Raw genomic sequence first — 25,493 nt, 5'->3', positions numbered from 1 at the left:
CGCTGGGACCGGGACGTCAACAGTCCCCGGGAACCCCTTGGTTCCCTCGGGGGCGCTGGCTGGCCCGGTCGAAAGCGGCTGAGAGCACCCTTTAATATAGGCGGCATTCCGGTGAAGCAATCATGCCCGCCGCAAGCTTTCAGGCAATTCTTGCCGGGGCGGCAGAAATGACGGGGCCGCAGGCGGGGTAGCGACGGCTGGGTCAATCCAGCAATAGATTGATTTCACTATCTAATTTGTCATCTCACGCGATTGGCCCGCTCCTTGCTGACCTCCTGACCCGAAGATGTTTTCGAGGGGTCGCCTGTGGTCGGTAGTACATCAGACGTAGCGGCAAGTGCGCAGGTCTCCAGCGCGCAAGCAAAGCCTGCCCGGCCGCAGACCAAGGATCAGACGACGAGTTCCTCCTTTGGCGATCTGGTCGACAGCAACACCCAGGCGATCAGCAACAGCGCCCCGTCCTCGAGCCAGGACAACGCGCCGCGGCGAAGTGACTCCTCATCCACATCATCATCGTCGTCGTCCTCCGCCTCGTCGGACCGGAGCAATAACAGCTCCTCGACCGACCAGTCCTCGCAGGGCAAGCCGAGCGACGTCACGGATTCCCAGGCAACGACGACCGCTAGCGATACGCCGACCGCACCGGCAAAGGCTGATGGGAAATCCAAGGACAAGACCGACGCCTCCGACACCAAGGCGGGCGACACCAAGGACGCCAAGACCGACAGCACCGATGGCCTCGCCGCCGCAGTCGACACCTCGGCCGCGGCGCAGACCGCAACGCCAGCCGCGACGCCTGATCCGACCGCCGTTCCCGTTGCCGCGCCCGTGGTGCCGGTCGATCCGAATGCAGCGGCGAGCCAGGCGGCAAGCACCGCCTCGTCGCCGCTGACGATTGCAGCTGCCGGCATCGCCGCCAGCGCCTCGACCACGGCGCAGATATCGGGCACCAAGACGGACGCGTCAGGCAAGTCCGCCAAGACCGGCGATGGCAAGACCACCGACGCCAAGGCCGCGCTCACCGATGTGGCTGTTGCGAACACCGACGGCACCGCAACCGATGTCACGGCAAATGCCGCGCAGGTCACCGCGGTCGACCAGGGCACGCCGAAGGCCTCGTTCAAGGCGGTCGCGACCGCGCAAGCCCAGACCGACGTCTCCAATATCGGCCAGGATCCGACCAAGACCACGCAGAGCGCGACCACGGCACAAAATCCCGCGACAGCGACGACCGCGGCCATCAACGCGGCCGCGCATCCGCAAGGCCCGAAGCCGCAGACTGACGCGGCAACGACCGATGCGAAGGCCGACGCGGCCAATCGCACCGCCGATGCCACGCCGGTCGCGCCCGTCACACACGCGCATGCCGACACGCAAGCCGTCGCCGCCGCGACCACCGACGCCAGCACGCAGGCCGCGAACGCCGTGCAGGCGCCGCTGACCACAACGACATCGACGGCCACCGCCTCCACCGCGACGCTCACCGCGACCGCGGCCAATCCGAATGCCGTGCCGATCAGCGGCATTCCGGTCGAGATCGCCGCTGCCGCGCGCGCCGGCAAAACCCGCTTCGATATCAGCCTCGATCCGGTCGATCTCGGCCGTATCGACGTCCGCATCAATGTCGACCGCAACGGCCAGGTCACCTCGCATCTCACCGTCGAGAAGCCGGAGACGCTGCAGATGCTGCGGCAGGACGCGCCGCAATTGCAGCGCGCGCTCGACGATGCCGGTCTCAAGACCGGCAGCAACGGCCTGTCCTTCAGCCTGCGCGACCAGAACTCATCGGGCCAGAACGCCGGTCAGAACAACGACAATGGCAGCAATTCGCGCCGCCTGATCATCAGCGAGGACGATCAGGCCGCAAGCCCGCCGGTCAGAAGCAGCTATGGCCGCATGCTCGGATCGAGCAGCGGCGTCGATATCAGAGTGTGAGGAGTATCAGGCAATGACCACCACGAATGCCACCACCGCACCTTCTGTCGTCTCCGGTACGACGCCGACATCGTCATCGTCGTCGTCCTCCTCGAGCTCCAGCCTGAGCTCGTCCACGGGCGCGACGCTTGCCGGCAATTTCCAGACCTTCCTGACGCTGCTGACCACGCAGCTGCAGAACCAGAACCCGCTCGATCCGCTCGACACCAACCAGTTCACCCAGCAGCTTGTGCAGTTCGCCGGCGTCGAACAACAGCTCAAGACCAACGACTCGCTATCGCAGCTCGTCACCTTGCAGCAGACCACGCAGGCGACGCAGGCGCTGGATTACGTCGGCAAGACCGCGGTGGTCGACGGCACCACCGCGACGATGTCGCAGTCCTCGGCAACCTGGCACCTCAACGTGCCCTCCAGCGCCACGGTCAGTATCTCCATCGCCAATTCCACCGGCCAGACCGTGTTCAACGGCCAATATACTGCGGGCCAAGGCAGCGACATTCCCTTCACCTGGAACGGCCAGGGCAATGACGGCACGCAATGGCCCGACGGCAAGTACACGATCACGGCGACCGGCAAGGACGCCTCGGGCAATCCCGTCGGCGTCGCCGCGCAGGTGCAAGGCACGGTGAGTTCCGTCGACCTGACCCAATCGCCGCCGCTGCTCACCATCGACGGCAACAGCTACACGCTGAGCCAAGTGAAGAGCGTGGTGGCGACGAGCAGCAGCAGCGGCAGTTGAGGTTGAGACGGAATAGCGCTTCCACAGACTCGGTGTCGTCCTGACGAAAGACAGGACCCATAGCCACCGAACGTCGTTTTGAGGCGAACACTCAACCCCGAGTCTTCGCCAAACTACTCTCTGGGGTAAAGGGTCCTGGTTTTCGCCCGGACGACTGTTGAGGGCCTTGCGACGTCAACGCAGGCCCCGCGTTCGTTAGTAAAGTATTTACGAACACCCCCGCTCGGCCGGCTGAAAGCGTGCTCTCAGCCCGCCGGGCCGGTTTCGTTCCAGCCGGATTCAACGAGAATTGTATTGAAGCCTTAGGCTTAGCGGATTTTTAAGCCGGCACGCGTAGGGTTACGGCGTGAGTTCAGTGGTTGAGAGTTTGTGAGTACGCCATGACAGAACCCCATCGCCCGAGGGTAAAATACGTCATCGGGCCGGACGGCAGTCCGCTGACGATTGCAGATCTGCCCGCACCCGGCACCAAACGCTGGGTCATCCGACGCAAGGCCGAAGTCGTTGCCGCGGTTCGTGGCGGACTTCTCTCGCTCGAGGAGGCCTGCAGCCGTTATACCCTGACGGTCGACGAATTCCTCTCCTGGCAGTTTTCCATCGACCAGCACGGTCTGGCGGGTCTTCGCACCACCCGCATCCAGCAATATCGCCAGTAAGCGATCCGGAAATCTGCTGCTTTTGACGAAAATCGGCTTCGCCACGCGAGGCCGATTTTTTTCATGTTTGCTTTTGGGGCGACTTTTGTCCGAGCCCTTAACCTTCGTTAACCATATGGAAACCATCACCTAGGCAATAATTGCCCAGTCGGCCTTTCCAGTGAAAGCAGCCGAATCTGTCGGGGCGGTTGCTTGCAAGGGCTTGCGGACTTCTTAAAGGGTATCGGTGCCGCCCGGTTTGGGGCGATGATCGCGGTCACCGCCGCGCTCATCGGCTTCTTTGCCTTCGTCATCATGCGCGTCACCACACCGCAGATGACGACGCTGTTCACCGACCTCAGCATGGAGGATTCCTCCAGCATTATCAAAGACCTGGACCGCCAGGGCATCCAGTATGAGCTGCGCAATGACGGCAGCATCATCATGGTGCCCAAGGATAAGGTCACCCGCCTGCGCATGAAGCTCGCCGAGGGCGGCCTGCCCAAGGGCGGCGGCGTCGGATACGAGGTCTTCGACAAGTCGGACGCGCTCGGCACCACTTCTTTCGTCCAGAACATCAATCATCTGCGCGCGCTGGAGGGCGAGCTCGCCCGCACCATCCGCGCCATCGACCGGATCCAGGCCGCCCGCGTCCATCTGGTGCTGCCCGAGCGCCCGCTGTTCGCGCGCGAGGCGCCGGAGCCGTCGGCCTCGATCGTGGTGCGGGTCCGCGGCTCGCTCGAAGCCCAGCAGATCCGCGCCATCCGCCACCTGGTCGCCTCCGCCGTCAACGGGCTGAAGCCGCAGCGGGTCTCGATCGTGGATGAGGCCGGCCAGCTGCTCGCCGACGGTGCCCAGACCGATCCGGAGCAGGCCGCAGGCGACGACCGGCGCATCGCCTTTGAAAAGCGGTTGCGCAAGGAGGTCGAGGACATCGTCTCCTCCGTGGTCGGCTCCGGCCGCGCACGCGTCCAGCTCTCCGCCGATTTCGACTTCAACAAGATCACCCAGACCTCGGACAAGTTCGATCCCGAAGGCCGCGTGCTGCGCTCGACCCAGACCCGCGAAGAGCAGAGCATGACCGCCGACAACAACGGCCAGGTCACGGTCAACAACGAGCTCCCCGGCCAGCAGCAAAACGGCGGCGCGGCGGCGAAGGACCAGAGCAAGAAGAGCGAAGAGACCAACAATTACGAGATCTCCCGCACCACCAAGACCGAGGTGACCGAGGCCGGAAGGGTCAACCGCATCTCGGTCGCGGTGCTGGTCGACGGCATCTACACCAAGAACGACAAGGGCGAGCTCGCCTATCAGGACCGCACCAAGGAGCAGCTCGACCGCATCGCCACCCTGGTGCGCTCGGCGATCGGCTTCGATCAGAAGCGCGGCGACCAGGTCGAGGTCGTCAATCTGCGTTTTGCCGACGCTCCCTCCACCACCCCGATCACCGAACCAAGCGGCTTCCTGGGCATGCTGCAGTTCACCAAGGACGACATCATGTATTTCGTCGAGCTCGGCGTGATGATGCTGCTCGGCCTGGTCGTGATGTTCATGGTGATCCGTCCGCTGGTGAAGCGCATCCTCGCCTCCGACGAGGTCGCCGCCGCCATCAGCGGCGTCCTTGCGGGCCCCGCGGCGTCCGAAGAGGCCGCACCGGCCGCCGGACAGCCGCTGCTGCCGAGCGGCACCGCCAGCGCGATCGACGTCGCGACCATTCAGGGCCAGGTCCACGCCCAGTCCGTTCATCGCGTCGGCGAGCTCGCCGAACGCAATCCCAACGAAACCGTCGCCATTATCCGTCAGTGGCTGACCGAACCCGCGAAATGATCGAGAAGTGAACTGACATGGCCGCTTCCCTGCAAAACGCCAATTCGAACGACATCACCAGCGTGATCTCGACGCTCGGCCAGCGAGCCGGCAATCGCTCAGGCGCCAAGACGGAGGTGGTTGCGGGGCCGAAGCGCGCTGCGATCCTGATGCTCGCGCTCGGCGAACAGTATGGCGGCAAGATCTGGTCGCTGCTCGACGACGACGAGGTGCGCCAGCTCTCGCTGGAAATGTCGACGCTCGGCACCGTCGAGGTCGATACCGTCGAGGACATGCTGCTCGAATTCGTCTCGCGCATGTCGGCTTCCGGTGCGCTGATGGGCAATTTCGACGCCACCGAGCGCCTGCTGCAGCAATATCTGGCGCCGGAACGTGTCAACGGCATCATGGACGAAATTCGCGGCCCCGCCGGCCGCAACATGTGGGAGAAGCTCTCCAACGTGCAGGAAGAGGTCCTCGCCAACTACCTCAAGAACGAATATCCGCAGACCATCGCGGTGGTGTTGTCGAAGCTGAAACCGGAGCACGCCGCGCGCGTGCTCGGCATCCTGCCGGAAGAACTCGCGCTCGACGTCATCAACCGCATGCTGAAGATGGAAGCGGTGCAGAAGGAAGTGATCGAGAGCGTGGAGAAGACGCTGCGCACCGAGTTCATGTCCAATCTGTCGCAGACCCGCCGCCGCGACGCCCACGAGGTGATGGCGGAAATCTTCAACAATTTCGATCGCCAGACCGAAACCCGCTTCATCACCTCGCTGGAAGAGGACAACCGCGAATCCGCCGAGCGCATCAAGGCGCTGATGTTCACCTTCGACGACCTCGTGAAGCTCGATTCCGGCTCGGCCCAGACGTTGATGCGCAACGTCGACAAGGACAAGCTCGGCGTGGCGCTGAAGAGCGCCAACGAGGACGTCCGCAACTTCTTCTTCGGCAACATGTCTTCGCGCGCGGCCAAGATGCTGCAGGACGACATGGCGGCGATGGGCCCGGTCCGCCTGCGCGACGTCGACGAGGCCCAGGCGCTGCTGGTCAATCTCGCCAAGGACCTCGCCGCCAAGGGCGAGATCATGCTGACCAAGAACCGCGCTGACGACGAGCTGGTGTACTGATGGGCGCCCCGGCCAAATTCCTGTTCGATACCGACTTCGCCGCGCCCGACCGGACGCGCGAAAAGGCCGCCACCGCGGCCGAGATCGCGCAAAAGGTCGCGGAAGCAGAAGCGCGCGCCTATCAGGACGGCTTTGCGGCGGGCCAGCGCGAGGCCAAGGCGGAGAGCGACCGCCGCGTCGCGCTCGCCATGGAAGAGATCAACATCGCGATCCGGGGCATCGCCGCAGGGATCGGCAACATCGAGAGCAAGATGGAGACCGAGGCGGTCGACGTTGCGGTCGCGGTGGCGCGCAAGCTGTGCGCCGATCTGGTCGCTGCCGAGCCGCTCGGCGAGATCATGGCGCTGGTCAAGGACTGCTTCTCGCACCTGGTCGCGACGCCGCATCTCGTCGTCCGCATCAACGACGCGCTCTACGACAGCGCGCGCGAGAAGATCGAGCGGCTCGCCAAGCAGAGCGGCTTCGAAGGCCGGCTGGTAATCCTGGCCGAGCCCGAAATCGCCACCGGCGACTGCCGGATCGAATGGGCCGATGGCGGCGTGGTGCTGGAACGCAGCGCCATCGCATCCAAGATCGACGACATGGTCGGACGCTATATCGCGTCCCGCAAGGGGAACTAAGCCATGAGCGACACCGACGGACAGGTCCCGCTGCCCGATCTCAACGGCCCGTTGCCGCCATCAGGCACCGACGTCAGCTACAACGAGGACGAATATGCGGCGCGCGTCGCCGCCGACCTCGAGGCCGTCTTCGACGTGCCGGTGCAGGTCTCGGCGGTGCTCGGCCGCTCCAAGATGGATGTCGGCGAGCTCTTGAAGCTCGGCCCCGGCACCGTGCTCGAGCTCGACCGCCGCGTCGGCGAGGCCATCGACATCTACGTCAACAACAAGCTGGTAGCCCGCGGCGAAGTGGTCCTCGTCGAGGACAAGCTCGGCGTGACCATGACGGAAATCATCAAGACCGAACGCGGCTAAGGCTCGCAAAAGGAATGACGCGCAACGGCGCGAACAGACGGACAGGAGACTGACATGCGGCTTCTCATCGTTGGCACATTGAAGGGCCAGCTCACCACCGCCACCAAGATCGCGATGGAGAACGGCGCCACCGTGACCCATGCCGAGGATCACGAGCAGGCGATGCGCGTGCTGCGCGGCGGCAAGGGCGCAGATCTCCTGCTGGTTGACGTCGCCCTCGACATCCGCGACCTCGTGATGCGGCTCGAGGCCGAGCATATCCACGCTCCGATCGTCGCCTGCGGCATCACCAACGACGCCCGCGCCGCGGTCGCCGCGATCCACGCCGGCGCCAAGGAATACATCCCGCTGCCGCCGGATCCTGAGCTGATCGCAGCCGTGCTCGCCGCGGTCGCCAACGATTCCCGCGAGCTGGTCTACCGCGACGAGGCGATGGCACGCGTCATCAAGCTCGCACAGCAGATCGCAGGCTCCGACGCCTCGGTGATGATCACCGGCGAATCCGGCACGGGCAAGGAAGTGCTGGCCCGCTACGTCCACACCCGCTCGGCCCGCGCCAAGCGTCCGTTCATCTCGATCAACTGCGCCGCGATCCCCGAGCATCTGCTGGAATCCGAGCTGTTCGGCCACGAGAAAGGTGCCTTCACCGGCGCGATCGCCCGCCGCATCGGCAAGTTCGAGGAGGCGACCGGCGGCACGCTGCTGCTGGACGAAATCTCCGAGATGGACGTCCGCCTGCAATCGAAGCTGCTTCGCGCCATCCAGGAGCGCGTGATCGACCGCGTCGGCGGTACCAAGCCGGTGCCGGTGGACATCCGCATCATTGCGACCTCGAACCGCAACCTCGCGGACGCCGTGCGCGAAGGCACGTTCCGCGAGGACCTGCTGTTCCGCCTCAACGTCGTCAACCTGAAGATCCCGCCGCTGCGCGAGCGCCCTGCCGATATCATGGAGCTCGCCCAGCATTTCGTGAAGAAGTACGCCGAAGCCAACGGCGTGCCGATGCGCCCCATCTCGGCCGAAGCCAAACGCGTGCTCTCCACCAACCGCTGGCAGGGCAACGTTCGCGAGCTGGAAAATACCATGCACCGTGCGGTGCTGATGGCACAGGGCGACGAGATCGGCCCCGATGCGATCCTCACCCCGGACGGCGACCGCCTCGACCTCGCCAAGACGCCGCCCGCCGTGGCGCATGCCACCATGGCCGCCGAGCAGGTGACGCGCGCGCTGGTCGGCCGCACCGTTGCCGACGTCGAGCGCGATTTGATCCTGGAGACGCTCAAGCACTGCCTCGGCAACCGGACCCATGCCGCCAACATCCTGGGCATCTCGATCCGCACGCTGCGCAACAAGCTCAACGAATATGCCGACGGCGGCATCCCGATCACGCCGGCTGGTACGCCGGGCGAATATCCGCGTATGCCGATGATCGGGGCGTAGGACTTCACGCCAACTGAGACTGCAAATGCCCGGGCCCGGTCCCGGGCATTTTCTCTTGGGTGGACATGGCCGCACCGCATCTCGCGACTAGGTCATTGCCGCGCGAGCCCCTATAACCGCTCGCGAGAACACGCGAGGAACCACATGTCTGAAGCGCAAATCACGGAATGGCTGGCGTCGCAGCGGCAGGCGATGATCGATCTGTTGCGCGATGTCGTGAACATCGATTCCGGATCCTACGACAAGGAAGGCGTCGATGCGGTCGGTGCGCGGTTCGAGCGGCATTTTGCCGAGCACGGCATTCCGTTCCGGCGCGAGAGCCACGACAGCTTCGGCGATGCCATCCATGCCGAGGTGGCCAAACCCGGCAGCAACGAGAAGCCGGTGCTGTTGATGGGACATCGCGACACCGTGTTCGGCAAGGGCGAGGCCGGAAAGCGCCCCTTCACGATCAGGGACAAGCGCGCCTATGGACCCGGCGTTGCCGACATGAAGGCCGGCGTCGTCATGAACATCTTCGTGGCCACCGCCTTCCACAAATTCGGCGGCAACCCGCATCCGATCAAGTTGCTGATCACCTCGGACGAGGAGATCGGCTCGCCCTCCTCGCGGCCCGTGATCGAACGCGAGGGGCGCTCCGCGCGCGCGGTGTTCAACTCCGAGCCGGGCCGCCCCACGGGTAATGTCGTCACCAGCCGCAAGGGCGGCATCTTCATGCATATGGCCATCACCGGCAAGGCCGCGCATTCCGGCGCCAACTTCGCCGCGGGCATCAGCGCGATCGGCGAGCTCGCGCACAAGATCACGCAGATCCACGCGCTGACCGACCTCACCAAGGGGATCACGCTCAATGTCGGTCTCATCTCGGGCGGCCAGTCCGTCAACACGACGGCGCCTTATGCCGAGGGCCAGATCGACATGCGCTATGTCGATCCCAGGGATCGCGCCATCGTCACGGCCGAGATCGAACGCATCATTGCGACGCCTTACGTGCCAGGCACCAGCGCGACGCTGACCATCAAGGGCGAGTTCGTGCCTGTCGTGCAGAGCGAGAGCTCGAAGGCGCTGTTCGAAGATTATCAGGCTGCGGCGAGGCAAGCCGGGCTCACCACGTTGCAAGGCGAGTTCTCCGGCGGCTGCGCCGATTCCGGCTTCACCGCCGCAGTGGGGACGCCGACGATCTGCGGCGTCGGACCGGTCGGCGGTCTGGCCCATTCGCCGGAGGAATATCTCGAGCTCGACAGCATCGTGCCGCGCGCGCAGACGCTGGCGCTGGCAATTCTGAAGGGCTGATGCATGCGCCACGAATAACTCGGCGCGTCGGGCTTGCGGAAAATGTGGATGGGATCGCCAGGCACGAACGGCTGACCGCGAAACCTGGCATAGGCGTAGAGCGCGAGATAGGCGATCGCCAGCACGCCGACGGCGTAGAAGGCCCAGACTGCAAGACGCTTGATCAAATCCTGGCACCACATTGCAAAAGGCGGAGCCACTCCCACTCCGACGAGGCCTTGTAGGCCGCGACCAGGCAAATTGCCACCGGCCAGACCTTCTGCCGCACCGCGGCGTCACGCACTCTTCACACGCAACGCGGGCAAAATCGATTGCCGCGCGCAACCTGTTGTTGCTATGATCGCTCAAACAACGGGAGGACGACTTCATGACTCTCTATGCGCAAAGCAGCGGGACTCACTCGACCAGCTCAGGCTCGTGGTCGGCCATTCCAGGCCTGACCGTCACCCTTCCCGGCGGCGTCGGCATCACCGCGATCGTCATCCTCAACGTCCCGAACCCCTATGCGCAGGGCAATGATTTCCCAGGCGGGACTTTCGGCATCCAGGTCGGCAATACCGTGCAGGCCGTGACGGCGACCTTCACCTACAACGAGGCTCAGCCGCAATCCACCGGGCGCATCCCCACCACGCTCGTCGTCGGCGTACCCCTGGTGCAGACACCGCAGCCAGTCACGGCGGTCTGGCAAAGCGTCCGCAACAGCAAGGTCATCATCGATACGCCGGCCACGCTGACCGTGCTGACGATCTAGTCGTTCGGCTTCCTTACCTGGCGTGGACGTGACGGCCGGGGACGCTGACGTCCACGAGCCGGGCTGCGTTCTCCTCGTGGTCGATCGCCACATACTGGCCGTGCCAATAGGCGAGCGCGGCGTTGCGCGTCAAATTCCTGACATCCCTGACGCGACCGATGACGATGCCGTGCGAATGACGCTCGATGATGTCCTCGACCTCGCAATCGATGGATGACAATGCGCCGACCAGGAGCGGCACGCCGGAGACCGACGTGACCCATTGGGCGCCTGCAAACCGATCGGCCCCCTTCAGTCCACCCTTGCCGGCGAAACGCTCGGCGATGTCGAGCTGGTCGGCCGCGAGAATGTTCACGCCGAAGGCGCCGTAGCGCCGGATCAGCGGGAAGGACGAGGCGTCGCGGTTGATGCTGACCAGCAGCGTCGGCGGATCGACCGAGAACGAGGTCACCGAGGTCACCGTCATGCCGGTGATGTCCTTGCCCCGCCCGGCGGTGATGATACTGACGCCGCCGGTGAGGTGGCGCATGGCGCCGCGGAAATCGGCGGACGAGACGGGAATTTCGGTCATGAGATCGCGGGGCACTACATCATTGGCATGGTCCCCGGAGCGGGGTCCCTCTATTTAGGTACGATCGTCCGCCGACAAAAGATGGCTCAGGATCCAACCTTGGCGGCCGGCCAGCTCGAAAAGGCGAAAACAACCCCATGCACAGTAGGCGGGGCGTGCAAAAACGGAGAATGCGTATTATCCGAATTTTTGTTGACCCGTCGGGCAAAACAGGGGTAGGATGGCATCGTGGCGATGTGGGTCCGCCGAGGCGCGACGCTCCTGCCATCACCGCCGCTGTCATTCCCCGCGTAGGCGGAGAATCCAGTACGTCGCGGCCCATCGATGCAACCACAAATGTCTTGGAGTACTGGATCGCCCGGTCAAGCCGGGCGATGACACCGAGCGTATGACGAGATGCGCGCACAATCCGTTGGCGGCGTATAGGCTCCCGCGGCTACCGCTCCCATCGCACCGGCAGATTCTGCAGGCCCCGAAACGCCCAGCCGCCGATCCGCACCGGCTCGTCGTCGGCGAGCTCTATTCGGCTTGCACGCGCGAACACTGTCGGCAGCGCGACGTCGGCGATCATGGCGCGGGAGGCGAAGGCGCCGGCGCAGAAATGCGGACCGGCGCCGAAGGCCACGCTCTTCGAGGTGTCACGCCGCACGTCGAACGCGTCGGCGCGCTCGAAATGCTTCTCGTCGCGATTGGCGGAGCCGAACATCAGGAACACGCGGTCGTCCGTCTCGAACGAGACGTCGCGGATGCTCCACGGCTTGGCGATGCGCCGCGGCGACATGCCGATCGGCGAGATCCAGCGGGCATATTCCTCGAACGCCTGCAGCCACGTCACCTCGCCTTTGCGCACGAGGTCGAACTGCGCGGGATGCGTCAGCAGCGCCCACACCGTGCCGGCAATCGCCTTGCGCGGCTCGTTCTGGCCGCCCGAGATCGCGAGTTTCACGTTGGCGCGCACGCTTTCCATCGGCATGCCGGAGGCGAGCAGGACGCCGAGAATGCTTTGATCCGGATTTTTCCGCATGACCGGCAGGATGTCGTCGATCGCCGCATCGATGCCCGACGTCGCAGCATGGCAGCGCGCCTCCACGGCGGGATCGCCGCCGTAATTGGCGATGCCCTCGATCATGCCCTGCGACCAGGCGTCCATGTCGGCAAAGCCGATATTGGTGAGGCCTGTGATCGACTTCAGGCACTCGCCGGAGAACGGCAGCGCGAAATCGCGCATGAAATCGATCCGGCTTCCGATGGCGAGACGATCGAGAATGCGGTCGGCATGGGCCTGGAACAGCGCGGTCCAGTGCGCCTTCACCGTCTTCGGCGACACCGTCGGAAACATCGCGCGGCGCTCGATTTGATGCGCCTCGCCATCCTTGCGCATCATGTTGTGCCCCATCAGCCGGTTCATCAGGCCGGCGGGCTGGTGCGAGGAGAATACATCAATCTGCTTCTCGGAGATCGAGATGTCGTCGCGGCTGGTCAGCAATGTCGAGCCAAGCTGCGGCACCAAGGCGATCGGTGCCTCCTTCCGCATTTTTGCCAGCATCGGATAGGGATCGGCCCAGAATTCTTTGGGGTCGATGTCGACGCGCGGCGCGGTGCTCAAGGCGGGCTCCCTGGATTGTCGAGTGGTCCAGGCCAGACTAGCGAAATCCGGCGGCGGCGTCTGTCCCCAACGATAGGGACAGACGTATCGAGGCGCCCCGAGCTACCGTCGGCCGAGAATCGAACGAATCCGTGATCTCTACTTATGGTTGTTTTTGCGGCAAATCCATCCATAATCGTCGAACGGAACGGCATCCGCCGTGCTGCAATGAACTGAAATGGTCATGGTCGAGAGGCCCTTCAGCTGCGCACCAATATCCAACATTGCCGCACTCTGATCGCCGCGTTGATGCCGCGAAGACTCTGAGCGTCAATCAGGAAACTCGTCATGCTCTTCAGGATTGTCACGGCGGTCTTTGCGGCGCTGTATCTTTCAACACCTGCCGTCGTCGTCGCCCAACCGGCTCCCTCGTCCTCCACGATATCAAGCAATGTGTCCATGGAGCGGGCCGTCGATCAGCTATTCGCTCAATGGGCTGAACCGAACTCACCCGGCGCTGTCATCGCCGTCCTTCAAGACGGCAAGATCATTTACAGCCATGGTTATGGCGCAGCCAATCTGGAGTATGGCGTGCCCAATACGCCATCGACGGTATTCCACCTGGCATCGGTCTCCAAGCAGTTCACTGCCTTCGCGATCCATCTGCTCGCTCACGACGGAAAACTGTCTCTGGACGACGATGTTCGCAAATATGTTCCGAAGCTGCACGACTTCGGCAAGCCGATAACGATTCGCCAACTGCTTCACCACACCAGCGGCGTTCGCGACCAGTGGAATCTTCTGGCGCTCGCGGGGTGGCGGCTGGACGACGAGATCACGGACGACGATATTGCGCACCTGCTGTTTCGACAAACCGAGTTGAACTTCGCGCCGGGCGACCAGTTCCTCTACAGCAACAGCGGTTACACGTTGCTCGCGATGGTCGTGAAGCAGGTTTCCGGCAAAGCGCTGCCGGAGTTCGCGAAGGAGCGCATCTTCGAACCTCTCGGCATGTCGCACACACACTTCCAGGACAAATACGGCACGATCGTCAAGGACCGGGCCTATTCCTACGCCCGGCAGCCGGACGGCAAATACCAATACGTTGCGCTCACCTATTCGACGGTCGGACCTTCAAGCCTGTTTTCCACGGTCGGCGACTTGGCGCGCTGGGACGAGAACTTCTACACCGGAGACGTCGGCGGCGAGATGCTTCTCGGCGATATGCAGCAGAAGGGCAAGCTCAACAACGGCAGGGATGTCAATTACGCATCGGGCCTCTCCATCGGAAAGTATCGCGGACTCAGGACCGTCGAGCATGCCGGCGGCGATGCCGCCTACCGGACCAATATTCTCAGATTCCCGGATCAGCATTTCTCGGTCGTGGTCCTGGCAAACGCGGGAGACCTGAACCCGACGGCGCTTTCATTTGGAATCGCCGACATCTATCTCAAGCAGTTGCTCAAGCCTGCGCCCGACAAGCCGGCCCTTGACGACAAGCCGGAAGTCACGGTCGACCCCAAGATCCTCGATGCCTACGTGGGCGACTATGAACTCAGACCGGGGTTCATCATTTCCATCAGCAAAGACAATGACCATCTCGTCGCACGCGCGACCGGCCAGCCATCGTTTCCAATGTACGCGGTATCCGACACCGCCTTCCGCCTGAGGGTCGTTGTCGCCGAAATCGTCTTCGACAAAGTCGCACAAGGCGGAGCGGCTCAGAGCGCGGTCCTGCACCAGAACGGCGCCAATCTTGCTCTGAAGCGGATCACGATCAGCAAGCCTACCGCAGACCGGCTCAAAGCGTATGAGGGGCACTACTACAGCGCAGAACTCGGCGTCATCTATAACGTGTTCGTTCGCGAGGACGTGCTGATGGTGCACACCCCACGGGGAGACCTCGGTCTGCAGCCTGACGGGGTTGACGCGTTCTCGGCGCGCTTTCCGATCGGAAACCTGAAGTTTGTGTGTGCCGACGATAACAGGTGCAATGCAATGTTGATCGACGACGGCCGCGTCAAGCAGCTGCGATTCGACAAGACCTCGCTCGAACCGATCGGTTCGAAATCCTCGCAATGATGCAGGAACATGCGAGGTGCCGACGATGGGACTGGTCTCTCTTGTAGAGGCGTCGGGTTCGGGTGAGACGACGATGGCAACTATTCCTAGAATAGAGTGAAAGAGGCCGCCGACTGAGGCGCCGCCGTGCTCAACCTTGGCTTGGGGTAAGTTGCTGCAAGATCTGTTGAAACATTTGGGCCGGAGCGTTCTGACCGCCAGATGTTGGTTCTTTACGGCACACCCCCTCAACGGCCCCTTTGATGCCGCCGCCACTCACATTCGCCAATTCGGCGGAGTTCAGTTCGCGATTGCTGCTGCTCACCATGGTCCGGCTCCTTGCTCGGCGTTTGGCCGTGAATTCGGAGCGAGTATGCCTGTTGGCTCGCACCAGAACCGTGAGGGGCGTCACATTCCAAAAGCGGCCAGGGGGATTCTCAAACCAGGCCACTAAGGTAGGAGCTTGGACCGGCGACCCGCTCTGCCACCGAAAGCCGTAGTTGCAGACCGGCCCAGCTAGCCGGCATGCCACCCAAGCTTCCCGATTGAAGCGAAGAGGCCGCGGCTTCTGCTTTGCACTCATCAGCGAATGCTCGGACAGCCAGGGAGGTCGTCACCCTCATGCCGGAAGCTATCGCAGAGGATCCGTGATAATAGCCCCCCACCAGAGCTGCATCGCGCCCTGCCGCGGTTCGCTGAATCAAGAGCGTGGAGGACTGCCGAGCCATGGGAACAATGGATAGATTGCCTAGCGGCGGCTTTGGTCGGCTTGTACCCGAACTTGACGTATTTGAATTGGAACGCAGCAAGAGTTTTTGGTGCGATATACTTGGCTTCCAGATTGCCTATCAAAGGCCTGAGAATCTCTTCATGTACATCGAGCTACAGGGAGCACAGGTCATGCTCAATCAGAGAAATGGCAATTGGGAAACCGGGCCTCTCGAGCGGCCGTTGGGACGCGGGATCAATTTTCAAATCTTCGTCGGCTCCGTCGCCCCTCTTCTCGATGCACTGAAGCAGCACAAATGGGCTCTCTTCAGAGAGTGTCACGACGCATGGTATCGGATCGCAGGTGAGGAGCGTGGCAACAGGCAATTCCTGGTCCAAGACCCCGATGGTTACCTGCTGCGGTTCGCGGAGGATTTGGGGACGAGGTAACCGCGCCTTCGCCCACCCGGAGAACGACCAGTGTCCCGAATAGCATCCTTCGTATGGATCCTAACGACTTGCATGATCATTGCGGTCACCACTCCACGACCGGCTCCGGCGACGGCAGAAGCGTCGGCGTGCGGTTACCTCGCCGGTCTGATCGACAAGGCACCGCCAGGGCCGTTGTTCTTGCCCAGCTATCCGACCGTGGACTCGGGGCCTCTCCATGGCGCCGCATACCTTTATGACAATGCGGTGGCCGCCATCGCATTGATCGGTTGTGGTGAGCAAGACAAAGCACGTCGGATCGGCGCGGCGATTCTCTGGGCCATCGACAACGACCGGACCTGGCGTGATGGACGGCTCCGGAATGCTTACGCCGCGGGCGTGGTGGCGAATGGCCCTGTCAAACTTCCGGGGTGGTGGGACAACACGCAGAACAAATGGCTGGAGGATCGATATCAGGTCGGCAGCGACGTCGGTAACATGGCATGGGCCATGTTGGCGTTGCTGTCGATTGACGATGCGAACACCGGCTCTCGATTCCGCGATGGTGCAGCGCGGCTTGGCTCCTGGGTCGCGCAATGGGCCGACGGGCGTGGGACCGGCGGTTTCACGGGCGGTACGTTTGGGCACGAACCGACGCCCGAGTTACGGACATGGAAATCGACCGAACACAATACTGACCTTGCCGCCGCGTTCGGCATTCTTGCAACCCGCACAGGCGATTCGCGCTGGCGTGACATGGCAACAGCTGCTGAACGCTTCGTGGATACGATGTGGGATCCGGCATGCGGCTGCTTCGCCGCAGGCACCGCCGAAGACGGCGTCACGCGCAATCCGATTTTAGCCCTTGATGCGCAAGTCTGGCCGCTGACGGCGCTCCCCGGAGCAGCCAGGACATTTGCATCGGCCGTTACGACCGCCGAACAGCGAATGAGAGTCGACGAAGGCTTTTCTTACGGGGAGGACCGGGATGGTGTGTGGACCGAAGGGACGAGCCAGATGGCGCTCCTGTTGAAATTGCTCGGCAGGACTGCAGAGGCAAAATCGTTGATCGCAGTCATCGAATCCCAGAGGTCGCCGGATGGCGGGTTCTATGCCACGGATGTCCGGGCGCTACCGACCGGGTTCATGCTGGACACCGATCCGGCCAAGCCACGCCTCTATTTCCGATTGCCACATCTCGGCGCTGCTGCGTGGGCTGCTCTTGCAGAGCAGGGGTTCAATCCCTTCACGGCGACAAAGGGACTTCCGTAGTCGAACCGCAGTGGCGCCCGTCCAGGTCCGAATTGAGTCAAAGGCTGGCTTATCGACCGACGGCACAACAGGTCAGCTACGGCCAACAGCAGACTCGAACGCGGAGTTCATCCGCCGACGCGGACCCAGGCGCCATTCGCCGCCGATGATCTCACCGCGGCGTCGATGAACTTCATGCCGGCGAGCCCGTCATGCACCGTCGGGTAGACCACCGCCGGATCGGGTTTGACGCCCGATGTGACGGCGCGAATTGCGCGCGCGGCTTCGGCATAGATGGTCGCAAATCCTTCGAGATAGCCTTCGGGATGACCTGACGGGATGCGGCTGACACGGCCAGCCTCCGGCAGCGCACCGGCGCCGCCGCGGGTCAGCAATTGTTTCGGCTGGCCGTAGGGCGTGAACCAGAGATAGTTCGGATCGGACTGCGCCCATTCCAGGCCACCCTTGGTGCCGTGGACGCGCAGCTTCAATCCGTTCTCATTGCCGACCGCGACCTGGCTCGCCCAAAGCATGCCCTTGGCGCCGCCCTTCCACCTCAGAAGGATCTGGACGTCGTCGTCGAGCAGCCGGCCCGGCACGAAGGTCGAGAGCTGGGCGAGCAACTGGTCGAGCTCGAGCCCGCTGACGAAGCAGGCGAGATGATAGGCATGGGTGCCGATGTCGCCGATGCAGCCGCCGGCGCCGGAGCGGGCCGGATCGGTGCGCCACGCCGCCTGCTTCTGGCCCGTCGCCTCCAGCCGCTCCGTCAACCAGTCCTGCAGATATTCGGCCTGGACCAGCCTGATCTCGCCGAGATCGCCTGATGCCACCATGGCGCGGGCCTGGCGGATCATCGGATAGCCCGCATAATTATGCGTGACGACGAAGACCTTGCCGGTCGTCTGCACCAGCGCCGCCAATTCCTCGGCCTCGGCGACGCTGGTGGTCAACGGCTTGTCGCAGATCACATGGATGCCGGCTTGGAGGAAGGCCTTTGCCACCGGCGCATGCATGTGATTGGGGGTGACGATCGAGACCGCCTCGATGCCGTCAGGCCGGGCGGCTTCCGCTCTCGCCATCTCCTCGAAGCTGCCATAGGCGCGGTCCGCCGCGATCCCGAGCTCCTTTGCCGAAGCCTTGGCGCGGGCGGGATCCGATGCGAGCGCACCGGCCACCAGCTCGAACTGGTCATCGATCCTGAAGGCGATGCGATGCACCGCGCCGATGAAAGCCCCTTGCCCGCCGCCGACCATGCCGAGCCGGATACGGCGGTGACCCGCGGTCTCGTTGCCTGCCTCGATTGCCATCTGCTGCCTCGCTCTAAAGCGCGATGAGATTGGATTGAATCGTCATCGCACTTTAGCTCTTTGTTTGAGCATGATCTTTTCGGAAAACCGCTTCACACTTTTCCGGATCATGCTCTAGGAGATGCCAAGCATCTTGCGGACCATCGCGACGTCGGTGCCGGCGCCGGCGAAATCGTCGAAGGCCTTTTCGGTGACGCGGATGATGTGGTTCCTGATGAACTCGGCACCTTCGCGCGCGCCGTCCTCGGGGTGCTTCAGCGCGCATTCCCATTCCAGCACCGCCCAGCTGCCGTAATCATACTGCGTCAGCTTGGAGAATATCGCGCCGAAATCGATCTGCCCGTCCCCCGGCGAGCGGAAGCGGCCGGCCCGGTTCGCCCAGCTCTGGAAGCCGCCATAGACGCCCTGCCTCCCGGTCGGGTTGAACTCGGCGTCCTTGACGTGAAAGGCCTTGATGCGCTCGTGATAGATGTCGATGTAGTCGAGATAGTCGAGCTGCTGCAGCACGAAGTGCGAGGGATCGTAGAGCAGGTTCGCGCGGCGATGGTTGTTCACCCTTTCGAGGAACATCTCGTAGGAGACGCCGTCGTGGAGATCTTCGCCGGGGTGAATCTCGTAGGCGAGATCGACGCCGTGCGCGTCGGCCTCGTCGAGGATCGGCCGCCATCGCCTCGCGAGCTCGTCGAAGGCCTCCTCGACCAGGCCTTGTGGGCGTTGTGGCCAGGGATAGATGTAGGGCCAGGCGAGCGCGCCCGAGAAGGTCGCGTGCGCGGTGAGCCCAAGGCGCTTTGACGCGCGGATCGCCGACTTGACCTGGTCGACGGCCCATTCGGTGCGCGCCTTCGGATTGCCGCGCACTTCGGGCACGGCGAAGCCGTCGAACACGGCATCATAGGCCGGATGCACCGCGACGAGCTGGCCCTGGAGATGGGTCGACAGCTCCGTGATCGAAAGCCCGTGACTGGCGGCGATACCCTTGACCTCGTCGGCGTAACCTTGCGACTCCGCCGCCTTCTTGACGTCGAACAGTCGCCCATCCCAGCTCGGAATCTGGACGCCCTCGTAGCCCAGCGCTGCGGCCCATTTGCAGATCGAATCGAAGGAGTTGAACGGCGCCGTGTCGGATGCGAACTGAGCGAGGAAAATTGCCGGTCCCTTGATCATCTTCATCGAATGATTCCTTCTTGCTTGGTTCCGCATCGCGGCCTCGCGCGACGGCCCATTTGCGGGCCGATCACCCCTTACAGGCTCAAGTCATCGATTACGTATGATCGTATCACAACCGCAGCACGATGTGCATGCGCCGCTGGTGGGAGCCTACGAATACATTCCCGGTGCAAGCTTCCTCTGAACTCGACCGGCGTCGAAGCCGGATCGAGCCGCCGCCGACGTGACGGTTGGTGCGGGCCGGCCCCAAGTGTCGCGAGTCCCTGTCATGAGGGTGAGGAACAGGCGTCCGGCAGCGGAGTTGACGACCATGACACTTGTCAGCGCGCTCGAAGAGTCGTTCGACATCGCCTGGAGCTTTCTGGAGAAGTCCGGCGAGTTGAGAGGCGCGGCGGAATCGGCAGACATCATTCTGGATTCGATCGAGCAGCAGCTACGCAAGGGCGAGCGAAGAAAGCTCATGCTCGCGAACAGGGCGATCTCAAACTACCGGGCGCAGGTCGCCGAGATGCCGGCGGTCAGGCCGAGAATACTCGAGCTCGTGGAGGGACCATGATCAGAACAGACGCGAATGCCCGCCATCTGCGGGAAGCCAACAATGCTTTCAAGGCGACGGACAAAGCCAAGCCCCTGACCGACTACGCGAAAGCGGAGCAATCCTTTCAGGAAAATCGCGAGCGCCTGAAAGCGGAGCGTCTGGCGAGGGAAGCCAGCGCAAAAGGGGCTTCCAAATAGCGCTTTTTCGAGAGCGCCTCAGCCACGCTCTAGAGCATCGAGAGAACGACGACGCCGTCCTCGAGCTCCCCGGAAGCGAGGCGCGCCCGCGCGATCCGTTCGAACTCGGTGCGATATTTGTGGAGATAGCTGAAGGCCTGCTTGTCGGTCTGAAACGTCGTCGTAAGTCTGCACAACTGCCGCGCTGCACCGAGCGCGAGCGTAAAGGTGATGGTTCCACTACCGTCCGACTTTGCTCTGGGCACATCAGCACTCCGGCCGTTGACGATCATTGAAGCGGGCTATTTGGGCCATTTCCTTGCGCGCTTCTTGGGTGCCGGCGCGGGCAACGTTTCTGCAATGACGGCGTCAGCGGCTTCCTTGGCCTCGCGCAGCTCGCGCAATCGCGCCATGTTCTTGCGAACCTCGACACCCTGCCGTTCGACGTCCGCGATCGCCCGCGCGCCCTCTTCGGCGGCCAGACGCTGACGATGCGAGCGCGCAATTGCTTCGGGCGACGGTACAACCGATTTCCTTGCGCTCATCGTTCACCCCGTATGCAATGCGCAAAACCCGCTCAATCCGGGGATCGAGCGGGCATCACAGCCGTTTCAGTACATCCGTGAAACGGCGCTACGAGATCATGCCAGCGAGAGGTTCTCTGCGCTGACCTTGCCCCGCATCTTGTCGGTCTTGGCTTCGAAATTCACCTTCTGGCCCTCGGCGAGACCCGCAAGGCCGGCGCGTTCGACCGCGCTGATGTGAACGAACACATCGTTGCCGCCATCGTCCGGCTGGATGAATCCAAAACCCTTTTGGCCGTTAAACCACTTCACGGTACCTGTCGTCATGTTCTTCTCCAAAGCGCGAAAGCGCGTGCCGCGCGACAATCACGCGGTCGTTTCAACTTCGTCGATGTCTTTGGAAAAGGAGCCCGCGGGCGCGTTCAACAAGGCACAGCGGCTAATCGAATAGAACGAATATACACAATATTCCTGCTTTTACAAGGAAGGCGCCAATTTGTTTTCAATCCTGCGGTTTTGACGCTGCGCGCGGACCAGTTCCAGACGCAGCGCCGGCAGGCGCGAAAGCCCTTTATCGATTGACTTGGCCGCGCGGCGGTGGTCACGTCGTTACCACTGAACCGCATCGCCGTGACGCGCAAACCTGCGCGTTCGAGACCGGCGAAGACATGCGCGGTCGCTCTCATTCTCCCATTCGTCACGAGTCTCCTGCGCAACCGGCTGCGTGCAGGATCGCTCCATTTCGCAGCCCAACGAGGAGTTTCAATGCAGGTTCTTGTCCGCGACAACAATGTCGACCAGGCGCTTCGTGTCCTGAAGAAGAAGATGCAGCGGGAAGGCGTTTTCCGCGAAATGAAGCAGCGGCGCGCCTATGAGAAGCCTTCCGAGAGAAAGGCGCGCGAGAAGTCCGAAGCCGTCAGGCGGGCCCGCAAGCTCGCCCGCAAGCAGGCGATCAGGGAAGGCTTGTTGCCGGCGCCTCCGAAGAAGAAGCTTCCCGAACGCAAGCCACCCCTTCCTCAGGTTTCGGGGTCCGCGAGCTAGAGAGCTCTGATGTCCTGAAGCGGCAGTTGCACTGTCCCTATAGCCTCGCATTGCGCTTGGTGGCACCCTCGTCGATCAGGAACCGCCTGTCGACGCTGGTGTTGAAGCAGGGCCACATCAGAGGGTGATGCGGTGATGCGCTATTATTTCGACATCAGGGACAGCACCGGGCTCTATCCCGACGAGGAAGGGCTGGAGTTCCCAACACAGCGTGACGCTGAAGTGGAAGCAGCCGAGACGCTGGCAGGCCTGGCGCGCGATCTCGCGAGCCTGGATGAGCGGCAAGACGTTGCAGTCGAGGTGCGAACCGATGGCGGGAGCCTGTTTCAGGCGGCCTTCATCTTCAGCAGCAACAGAACGACGCAGTAGGGCTGGCGGTGCGTCAGCCCGATCCGCTCCAGGGCGAGGACGACGGCGCGACGACGCGCATCAGTCAGCCGCCGGCCTCGCGCAGGCTTGCTTCGTAGCGCGCACTTGCCCGTTCGAAGTTGCGGCGCGCTTCTTCGCGGTCGGAGCGGCCCTCTTCGAGCGTCAACGAGTCCCATTTGCTCCGCTCCGCGGCAAAGAAATCGCCGCCGTAGACGTGGATTGCACCGCTCAACCGATCGATCGGATTGATCACCGAATGGATGATGTCGGTGCCGAGCGGCACGGTATCGCGCGCGCGCAAGGCCTTGGCGCCGGCGGCCTCGATCCTGCTTGGCTCGCCCGGAATGCGCCGCCAGAACACGTTGTCCTCCCGGCCCGCATAGACGCCGATCACGGCCCACATGTGATGATCGTGAGGCGGCACGATATAGCCGGGAGGCCAAACCACGTTCAAAATGGTCAGCGTCTCGGAGTGAAAGAGCGCGCGGCTTTCGGGGCGCGTCGGCTCGCCCAGTCCCTTGAAGACCGCGGCCGGTTCGGACATCGCGCGGGCAACGACCTCGTGAATGGCCCGGTGAGACGGGTCCGCCGCGAATGCCGCGCGGCAGTCGGCAACGAAACGCTCGGTGTCAAACATCGCGATACCCTTTCGACACATTTCGGCTTGGCGGCCTCGAGGATGTCGCGACTTGCTCAATGTGTCCAATGCATTTATCATCGTGGTATCGATGCAATGGATGCATTGAAATGGACCTTCGACAACTGCGCACATTCGTCGTCGTTGCCGAGGCAGGCGGCTTTGCCGCCGCGCAACAACATTTGCATCTGAGCCAGCCGGCCGCCTCGCGGCAAATCCAGGCGCTGGAGGCGGAACTCGGGATTCCCTTGTTCGATCGCGTCGGCCGCGGGATCAAGCTGACGTCGGAGGGCGAAGATCTGCTACGGCGCGGTCGCCGTCTCCTGCAGGACGCCGAATCGTTCGGCGAGCGTGCGCGCGCGCTGCGAACGGGCAAGGCCGGCGCGCTGCGGGTCGGCTGCAGCACCCAACATATAGAGACGGTGCTGGCCAATTTCCTCCCCACGTTCAGACGCAAGCACCCCTCCGTCGTCATCGAGTTGATCGAGGACGGCGGTGCTCGCGTTCCGGATCGGCTGCAGCGCGGCGACGTTCACCTCGCGATCATTCCGGCCGCCGACGACGGCTATCACCGCCGATTGCTGGCCCCCGTTCACATGCTTGCTGCGGTTTCGCCGCGGCATAGCCTGGCAAGCAGGCGGAAGCTGGAGATTGCCGAACTCGCCGATGAGTCGTTGCTGCTCTTGCGGCGGGACTTCGCATCTCGCGGCTGGTTCGATGCCGCCTGCAACGTCGCACATATCCGGCCGCGCGTGATCCTCGAAAGTGCCGCGCCTCACACGCTGCTCGCCCTGGCGAAAGGCGGGAACGATGTCGCCATCGTGCCGTCGAATGTCCAGATCCCGTCCACCGGCGTGCGGGCCTTTCCGCTCATTCACAGGGGCGCCTCGATCGGGCGATGGACCGCGGTGGCTTGGGATCCGCAGCGCTTTCTGGCTCCCTATGCCGAGTCCTTTATCGAAGCGCTCGTCGCCTATTGCGGCCGACACTATCCGGGACGCCAGTTTGCCAAGCGCGTCTCCCCATTACCCAAGCCGGAACAAACGAAGGTGTAGTCGCCGACCTACCGGTGTCACGTATATTGACGGACAACGCGGCGACCCCGCCGACGACGGAATTACTGGTTTGCCGCCGCGGCGGCGGTCGTGACATATTTCGTATAGAATTCGGCGACCCGGCCGCGCCACATGCCGACGAACGCCTCTGACGTCACGTTGTCCACGGATTTCCAGGTGCGCTTGAATGCCGGCAGTGCGTTGCCCCAGATCGCGCGTTTGCACCACCTCTCGCCCTTCTCCTTGCCTTCGCCGGTGGCGCACATCGACTTCCAGGCGAGGCGTGAGGGCTGGCTGACATGCTCGGCGGCGCCTTCCCAGCCCTGCTGATGGATCAGGTAGAGATCGCTCATGTCGGGCGTCCGGTGCGTGATCCACCCGAACTGGACTCCTTCGGTAATGATCTTGTAGGCGGCCGCAACGGCGTTGTCCCGCGGATTGAGAATCTGCCCGGAGCCGAACTTGCCGAACTCATATTTGCTCAGCTGAAACAGGCCGATATACGACCCGGTGCGTTGAGTGGGATTGAAACCGGATTCGATCTTGGCAACCGCCATCATGAAGTTGGAATCGAGACCAAACGCGTCGGAAACGCGCTTGATCTCCTCGGCCGGCGTTCCGAGCGGGATGTCCTTGAACGCACGCAAGACGGTCTCTGCCGGCTTCTCGGCGGGCGGCACTTCGGACCAGATGTAATAGGTCAGATAGCGGAAATCCGGGGTCGACGCCGCTTTGGGAGCACCGTCGGACGCATCGCGCGCGGGCGGCAGCGATTGCACGATATCCTCTCCCAGCGACGCCAATTTCGGCCCCGCAGGATGATCGGCGATTTCGGCTCCGGTGTTCAACGACGCGGAACTTGCTGACGTCACCGCGTCGAGCTCCGCTCGTTCTGCCCGAAGCGCTGCTGCAAGCCTGGCGGATGCCTCCGCGTACAAGGCCGGCGTCACCAGGTCCGCAGGGGCCGCGATGTTTGCTGCCGCTTCGGGTATGACCTCCGGCACGTTCGCGGCCGGCTTGTTACCGTCGGCCAGATAGAGCCCCACGGCTGCGATAACACCCGCGATGCAGCCGGTCTGCCAGACCTTCATTGCCCGAAGTCCACGGATGGCCTCTGTACGAGGGCTGTTCGCATGTTCCTGCAGCCTGTGGTGAGTCCCCTTCGTAAAATCTTAAGGTTTAAATGTGGTGAACGGAGCAGATTTTCTGCCTCGCCCATCGTCGGATGTGTCCCGCTTTGGGTCAAAGGCGGGTCACCCGGCGCCCCCCGCCTCCTCAGTTCAGGGCGGCGCGGACCAGCAGGCCCAGCACGATGCGGTGCGGCGAGCTGCCTGCTCGATGTCGGCAACATCCCGACCGGCGGCGACCTCG

General features: G+C 63.1%; 28 protein-coding genes. 18 read left to right on the top strand and 10 right to left on the bottom strand.

The window, feature by feature from the left end:
- Nucleotides 1–306: 306 nt before the first annotated feature.
- From XH91_RS07475 to XH91_RS07430, 10 genes are all read left to right on the top strand, one after another.
- On the top strand, nt 307–1,935 hold the full coding sequence (locus tag XH91_RS07475; RefSeq protein WP_128949983.1) for a flagellar hook-length control protein FliK: 1,629 nt from the start codon (nt 307–309) through the stop codon (nt 1,933–1,935).
- 13 nt (nt 1,936–1,948) lie between these two features.
- Complete coding sequence (locus XH91_RS07470; RefSeq protein WP_128949982.1) at nt 1,949–2,674, top strand: flagellar hook assembly protein FlgD; 726 nt, start codon at nt 1,949–1,951, stop codon at nt 2,672–2,674.
- A 380-nt stretch (nt 2,675–3,054) separates the two neighbouring features.
- Entirely contained in the window at nt 3,055–3,330 is a 276-nt protein-coding gene (sciP, locus tag XH91_RS07465; RefSeq protein WP_002714638.1) for a CtrA inhibitor SciP, read from the top strand.
- Between the two features lie 192 nt (nt 3,331–3,522).
- On the top strand, nt 3,523–5,136 hold the full coding sequence (gene fliF / locus XH91_RS07460; RefSeq protein WP_128949981.1) for a flagellar basal-body MS-ring/collar protein FliF: 1,614 nt from the start codon (nt 3,523–3,525) through the stop codon (nt 5,134–5,136).
- Nucleotides 5,137–5,153: 17 nt separating this feature from the next.
- Nucleotides 5,154–6,245 (top strand): flagellar motor switch protein FliG, encoded by a 1,092-nt coding sequence (gene fliG, locus XH91_RS07455; protein WP_128949980.1) that lies wholly within the window; start codon nt 5,154–5,156, stop codon nt 6,243–6,245.
- Nucleotides 6,245–6,865 (top strand): FliH/SctL family protein, encoded by a 621-nt coding sequence (locus XH91_RS07450; RefSeq protein ID WP_128949979.1) that lies wholly within the window; start codon nt 6,245–6,247, stop codon nt 6,863–6,865. Before fliG ends, XH91_RS07450 begins: the two co-directional genes overlap by 1 nt.
- A gap of 3 nt (nt 6,866–6,868) precedes the next feature.
- Nucleotides 6,869–7,219 (top strand): flagellar motor switch protein FliN, encoded by a 351-nt coding sequence (gene fliN, locus XH91_RS07445; RefSeq protein WP_128949978.1) that lies wholly within the window; start codon nt 6,869–6,871, stop codon nt 7,217–7,219.
- 54 nt (nt 7,220–7,273) lie between these two features.
- On the top strand, nt 7,274–8,659 hold the full coding sequence (gene flbD, locus XH91_RS07440; RefSeq protein ID WP_128949977.1) for a sigma-54-dependent transcriptional regulator FlbD: 1,386 nt from the start codon (nt 7,274–7,276) through the stop codon (nt 8,657–8,659).
- A gap of 144 nt (nt 8,660–8,803) precedes the next feature.
- Entirely contained in the window at nt 8,804–9,952 is a 1,149-nt protein-coding gene (locus tag XH91_RS07435; protein ID WP_128949976.1) for a M20 family metallopeptidase, read from the top strand.
- A 367-nt stretch (nt 9,953–10,319) separates the two neighbouring features.
- Nucleotides 10,320–10,703, top strand: a complete 384-nt coding sequence (locus XH91_RS07430; protein ID WP_128949975.1) for a hypothetical protein — start codon at nt 10,320–10,322, stop codon at nt 10,701–10,703.
- 13 nt (nt 10,704–10,716) lie between these two features.
- Here XH91_RS07430 and XH91_RS07425 read toward each other — a convergent pair whose 3' ends face one another.
- Together XH91_RS07425 and XH91_RS07415 are read right to left on the bottom strand one after the other, a co-directional pair.
- Nucleotides 10,717–11,274 (bottom strand): flavin reductase family protein, encoded by a 558-nt coding sequence (locus tag XH91_RS07425; protein ID WP_128949974.1) that lies wholly within the window; start codon nt 11,272–11,274, stop codon nt 10,717–10,719.
- 436 nt (nt 11,275–11,710) lie between these two features.
- On the bottom strand, nt 11,711–12,880 hold the full coding sequence (locus XH91_RS07415; protein WP_128949973.1) for a cytochrome P450: 1,170 nt from the start codon (nt 12,878–12,880) through the stop codon (nt 11,711–11,713).
- A gap of 327 nt (nt 12,881–13,207) precedes the next feature.
- Here XH91_RS07415 and XH91_RS07410 point away from each other — a divergent pair, with 327 nt between their 5' ends.
- Nucleotides 13,208–14,941, top strand: coding sequence for a serine hydrolase (locus tag XH91_RS07410; protein WP_128949972.1), 1,734 nt, complete (start codon nt 13,208–13,210; stop codon nt 14,939–14,941).
- 130 nt (nt 14,942–15,071) lie between these two features.
- On the opposite strand, the gene XH91_RS38735 is transcribed toward XH91_RS07410, so the two are convergent.
- Nucleotides 15,072–15,248 (bottom strand): hypothetical protein, encoded by a 177-nt coding sequence (locus tag XH91_RS38735; RefSeq protein WP_164933901.1) that lies wholly within the window; start codon nt 15,246–15,248, stop codon nt 15,072–15,074.
- Between the two features lie 398 nt (nt 15,249–15,646).
- Between XH91_RS38735 and XH91_RS07405 the strand changes: the two genes are divergently transcribed.
- Nucleotides 15,647–16,078 carry a bleomycin resistance protein gene (locus XH91_RS07405; RefSeq protein ID WP_164933900.1) on the top strand — a complete coding sequence of 144 codons (432 nt, stop codon included), beginning with the start codon at nt 15,647–15,649 and terminating at the stop codon, nt 16,076–16,078.
- A 72-nt stretch (nt 16,079–16,150) separates the two neighbouring features.
- The gene (locus XH91_RS07400; protein WP_245477287.1) at nt 16,151–17,329 is read left to right on the top strand and encodes a hypothetical protein; all 1,179 of its coding nucleotides are present in this window, start codon (nt 16,151–16,153) and stop codon (nt 17,327–17,329) included.
- A 107-nt stretch (nt 17,330–17,436) separates the two neighbouring features.
- On the opposite strand, the gene XH91_RS07395 is transcribed toward XH91_RS07400, so the two are convergent.
- Both XH91_RS07395 and XH91_RS07390 read right to left on the bottom strand, forming a co-directional pair.
- A complete protein-coding gene (locus XH91_RS07395; RefSeq protein WP_128949971.1) occupies nt 17,437–18,615 on the bottom strand; it encodes a Gfo/Idh/MocA family protein in 1,179 nt (392 codons plus the stop codon).
- A gap of 114 nt (nt 18,616–18,729) precedes the next feature.
- Nucleotides 18,730–19,785 carry a sugar phosphate isomerase/epimerase family protein gene (locus XH91_RS07390; RefSeq protein WP_128949970.1) on the bottom strand — a complete coding sequence of 352 codons (1,056 nt, stop codon included), beginning with the start codon at nt 19,783–19,785 and terminating at the stop codon, nt 18,730–18,732.
- 307 nt (nt 19,786–20,092) lie between these two features.
- Between XH91_RS07390 and XH91_RS07385 the strand changes: the two genes are divergently transcribed.
- Nucleotides 20,093–20,338, top strand: coding sequence for a hypothetical protein (locus XH91_RS07385; RefSeq protein ID WP_128954756.1), 246 nt, complete (start codon nt 20,093–20,095; stop codon nt 20,336–20,338).
- Nucleotides 20,335–20,517 (top strand): hypothetical protein, encoded by a 183-nt coding sequence (locus tag XH91_RS07380; protein WP_128949969.1) that lies wholly within the window; start codon nt 20,335–20,337, stop codon nt 20,515–20,517. Before XH91_RS07385 ends, XH91_RS07380 begins: the two co-directional genes overlap by 4 nt.
- 29 nt (nt 20,518–20,546) lie before the next feature.
- On the opposite strand, the gene XH91_RS07375 is transcribed toward XH91_RS07380, so the two are convergent.
- The 3 genes from XH91_RS07375 to XH91_RS07365 form a co-directional block, all read right to left on the bottom strand.
- Nucleotides 20,547–20,762 carry a hypothetical protein gene (locus XH91_RS07375; RefSeq protein WP_245470850.1) on the bottom strand — a complete coding sequence of 72 codons (216 nt, stop codon included), beginning with the start codon at nt 20,760–20,762 and terminating at the stop codon, nt 20,547–20,549.
- Nucleotides 20,763–20,798: 36 nt separating this feature from the next.
- The gene (locus XH91_RS07370; RefSeq protein ID WP_128949967.1) at nt 20,799–21,041 is read right to left on the bottom strand and encodes a transcriptional regulator; all 243 of its coding nucleotides are present in this window, start codon (nt 21,039–21,041) and stop codon (nt 20,799–20,801) included.
- Nucleotides 21,042–21,137: 96 nt separating this feature from the next.
- The gene (locus XH91_RS07365; RefSeq protein WP_026201564.1) at nt 21,138–21,347 is read right to left on the bottom strand and encodes a cold-shock protein; all 210 of its coding nucleotides are present in this window, start codon (nt 21,345–21,347) and stop codon (nt 21,138–21,140) included.
- Nucleotides 21,348–21,785: 438 nt separating this feature from the next.
- Here XH91_RS07365 and rpsU point away from each other — a divergent pair, with 438 nt between their 5' ends.
- Together rpsU and XH91_RS07355 are read left to right on the top strand one after the other, a co-directional pair.
- Nucleotides 21,786–22,061 carry a 30S ribosomal protein S21 gene (rpsU, locus tag XH91_RS07360; RefSeq protein WP_128949966.1) on the top strand — a complete coding sequence of 92 codons (276 nt, stop codon included), beginning with the start codon at nt 21,786–21,788 and terminating at the stop codon, nt 22,059–22,061.
- Nucleotides 22,062–22,196: 135 nt separating this feature from the next.
- Entirely contained in the window at nt 22,197–22,430 is a 234-nt protein-coding gene (locus XH91_RS07355) for a DUF6894 family protein (protein WP_430648534.1), read from the top strand.
- A gap of 64 nt (nt 22,431–22,494) precedes the next feature.
- Here XH91_RS07355 and XH91_RS07350 read toward each other — a convergent pair whose 3' ends face one another.
- Entirely contained in the window at nt 22,495–23,067 is a 573-nt protein-coding gene (locus XH91_RS07350) for a hypothetical protein (protein ID WP_128949964.1), read from the bottom strand.
- A 68-nt stretch (nt 23,068–23,135) separates the two neighbouring features.
- Here XH91_RS07350 and XH91_RS07345 point away from each other — a divergent pair, with 68 nt between their 5' ends.
- Nucleotides 23,136–24,122 (top strand): LysR family transcriptional regulator, encoded by a 987-nt coding sequence (locus XH91_RS07345; RefSeq protein ID WP_164938258.1) that lies wholly within the window; start codon nt 23,136–23,138, stop codon nt 24,120–24,122.
- A 62-nt stretch (nt 24,123–24,184) separates the two neighbouring features.
- Here XH91_RS07345 and XH91_RS07340 read toward each other — a convergent pair whose 3' ends face one another.
- A complete protein-coding gene (locus XH91_RS07340; protein ID WP_128949962.1) occupies nt 24,185–25,213 on the bottom strand; it encodes a transglycosylase SLT domain-containing protein in 1,029 nt (342 codons plus the stop codon).
- Nucleotides 25,214–25,493 lie beyond the last annotated feature (280 nt).

The organism is Bradyrhizobium guangzhouense (assembly GCF_004114955.1).
Lineage (GTDB): Bacteria > Pseudomonadota > Alphaproteobacteria > Rhizobiales > Xanthobacteraceae > Bradyrhizobium > Bradyrhizobium guangzhouense.
This window is presented reverse-complemented; position numbering and strand designations above follow the sequence as displayed.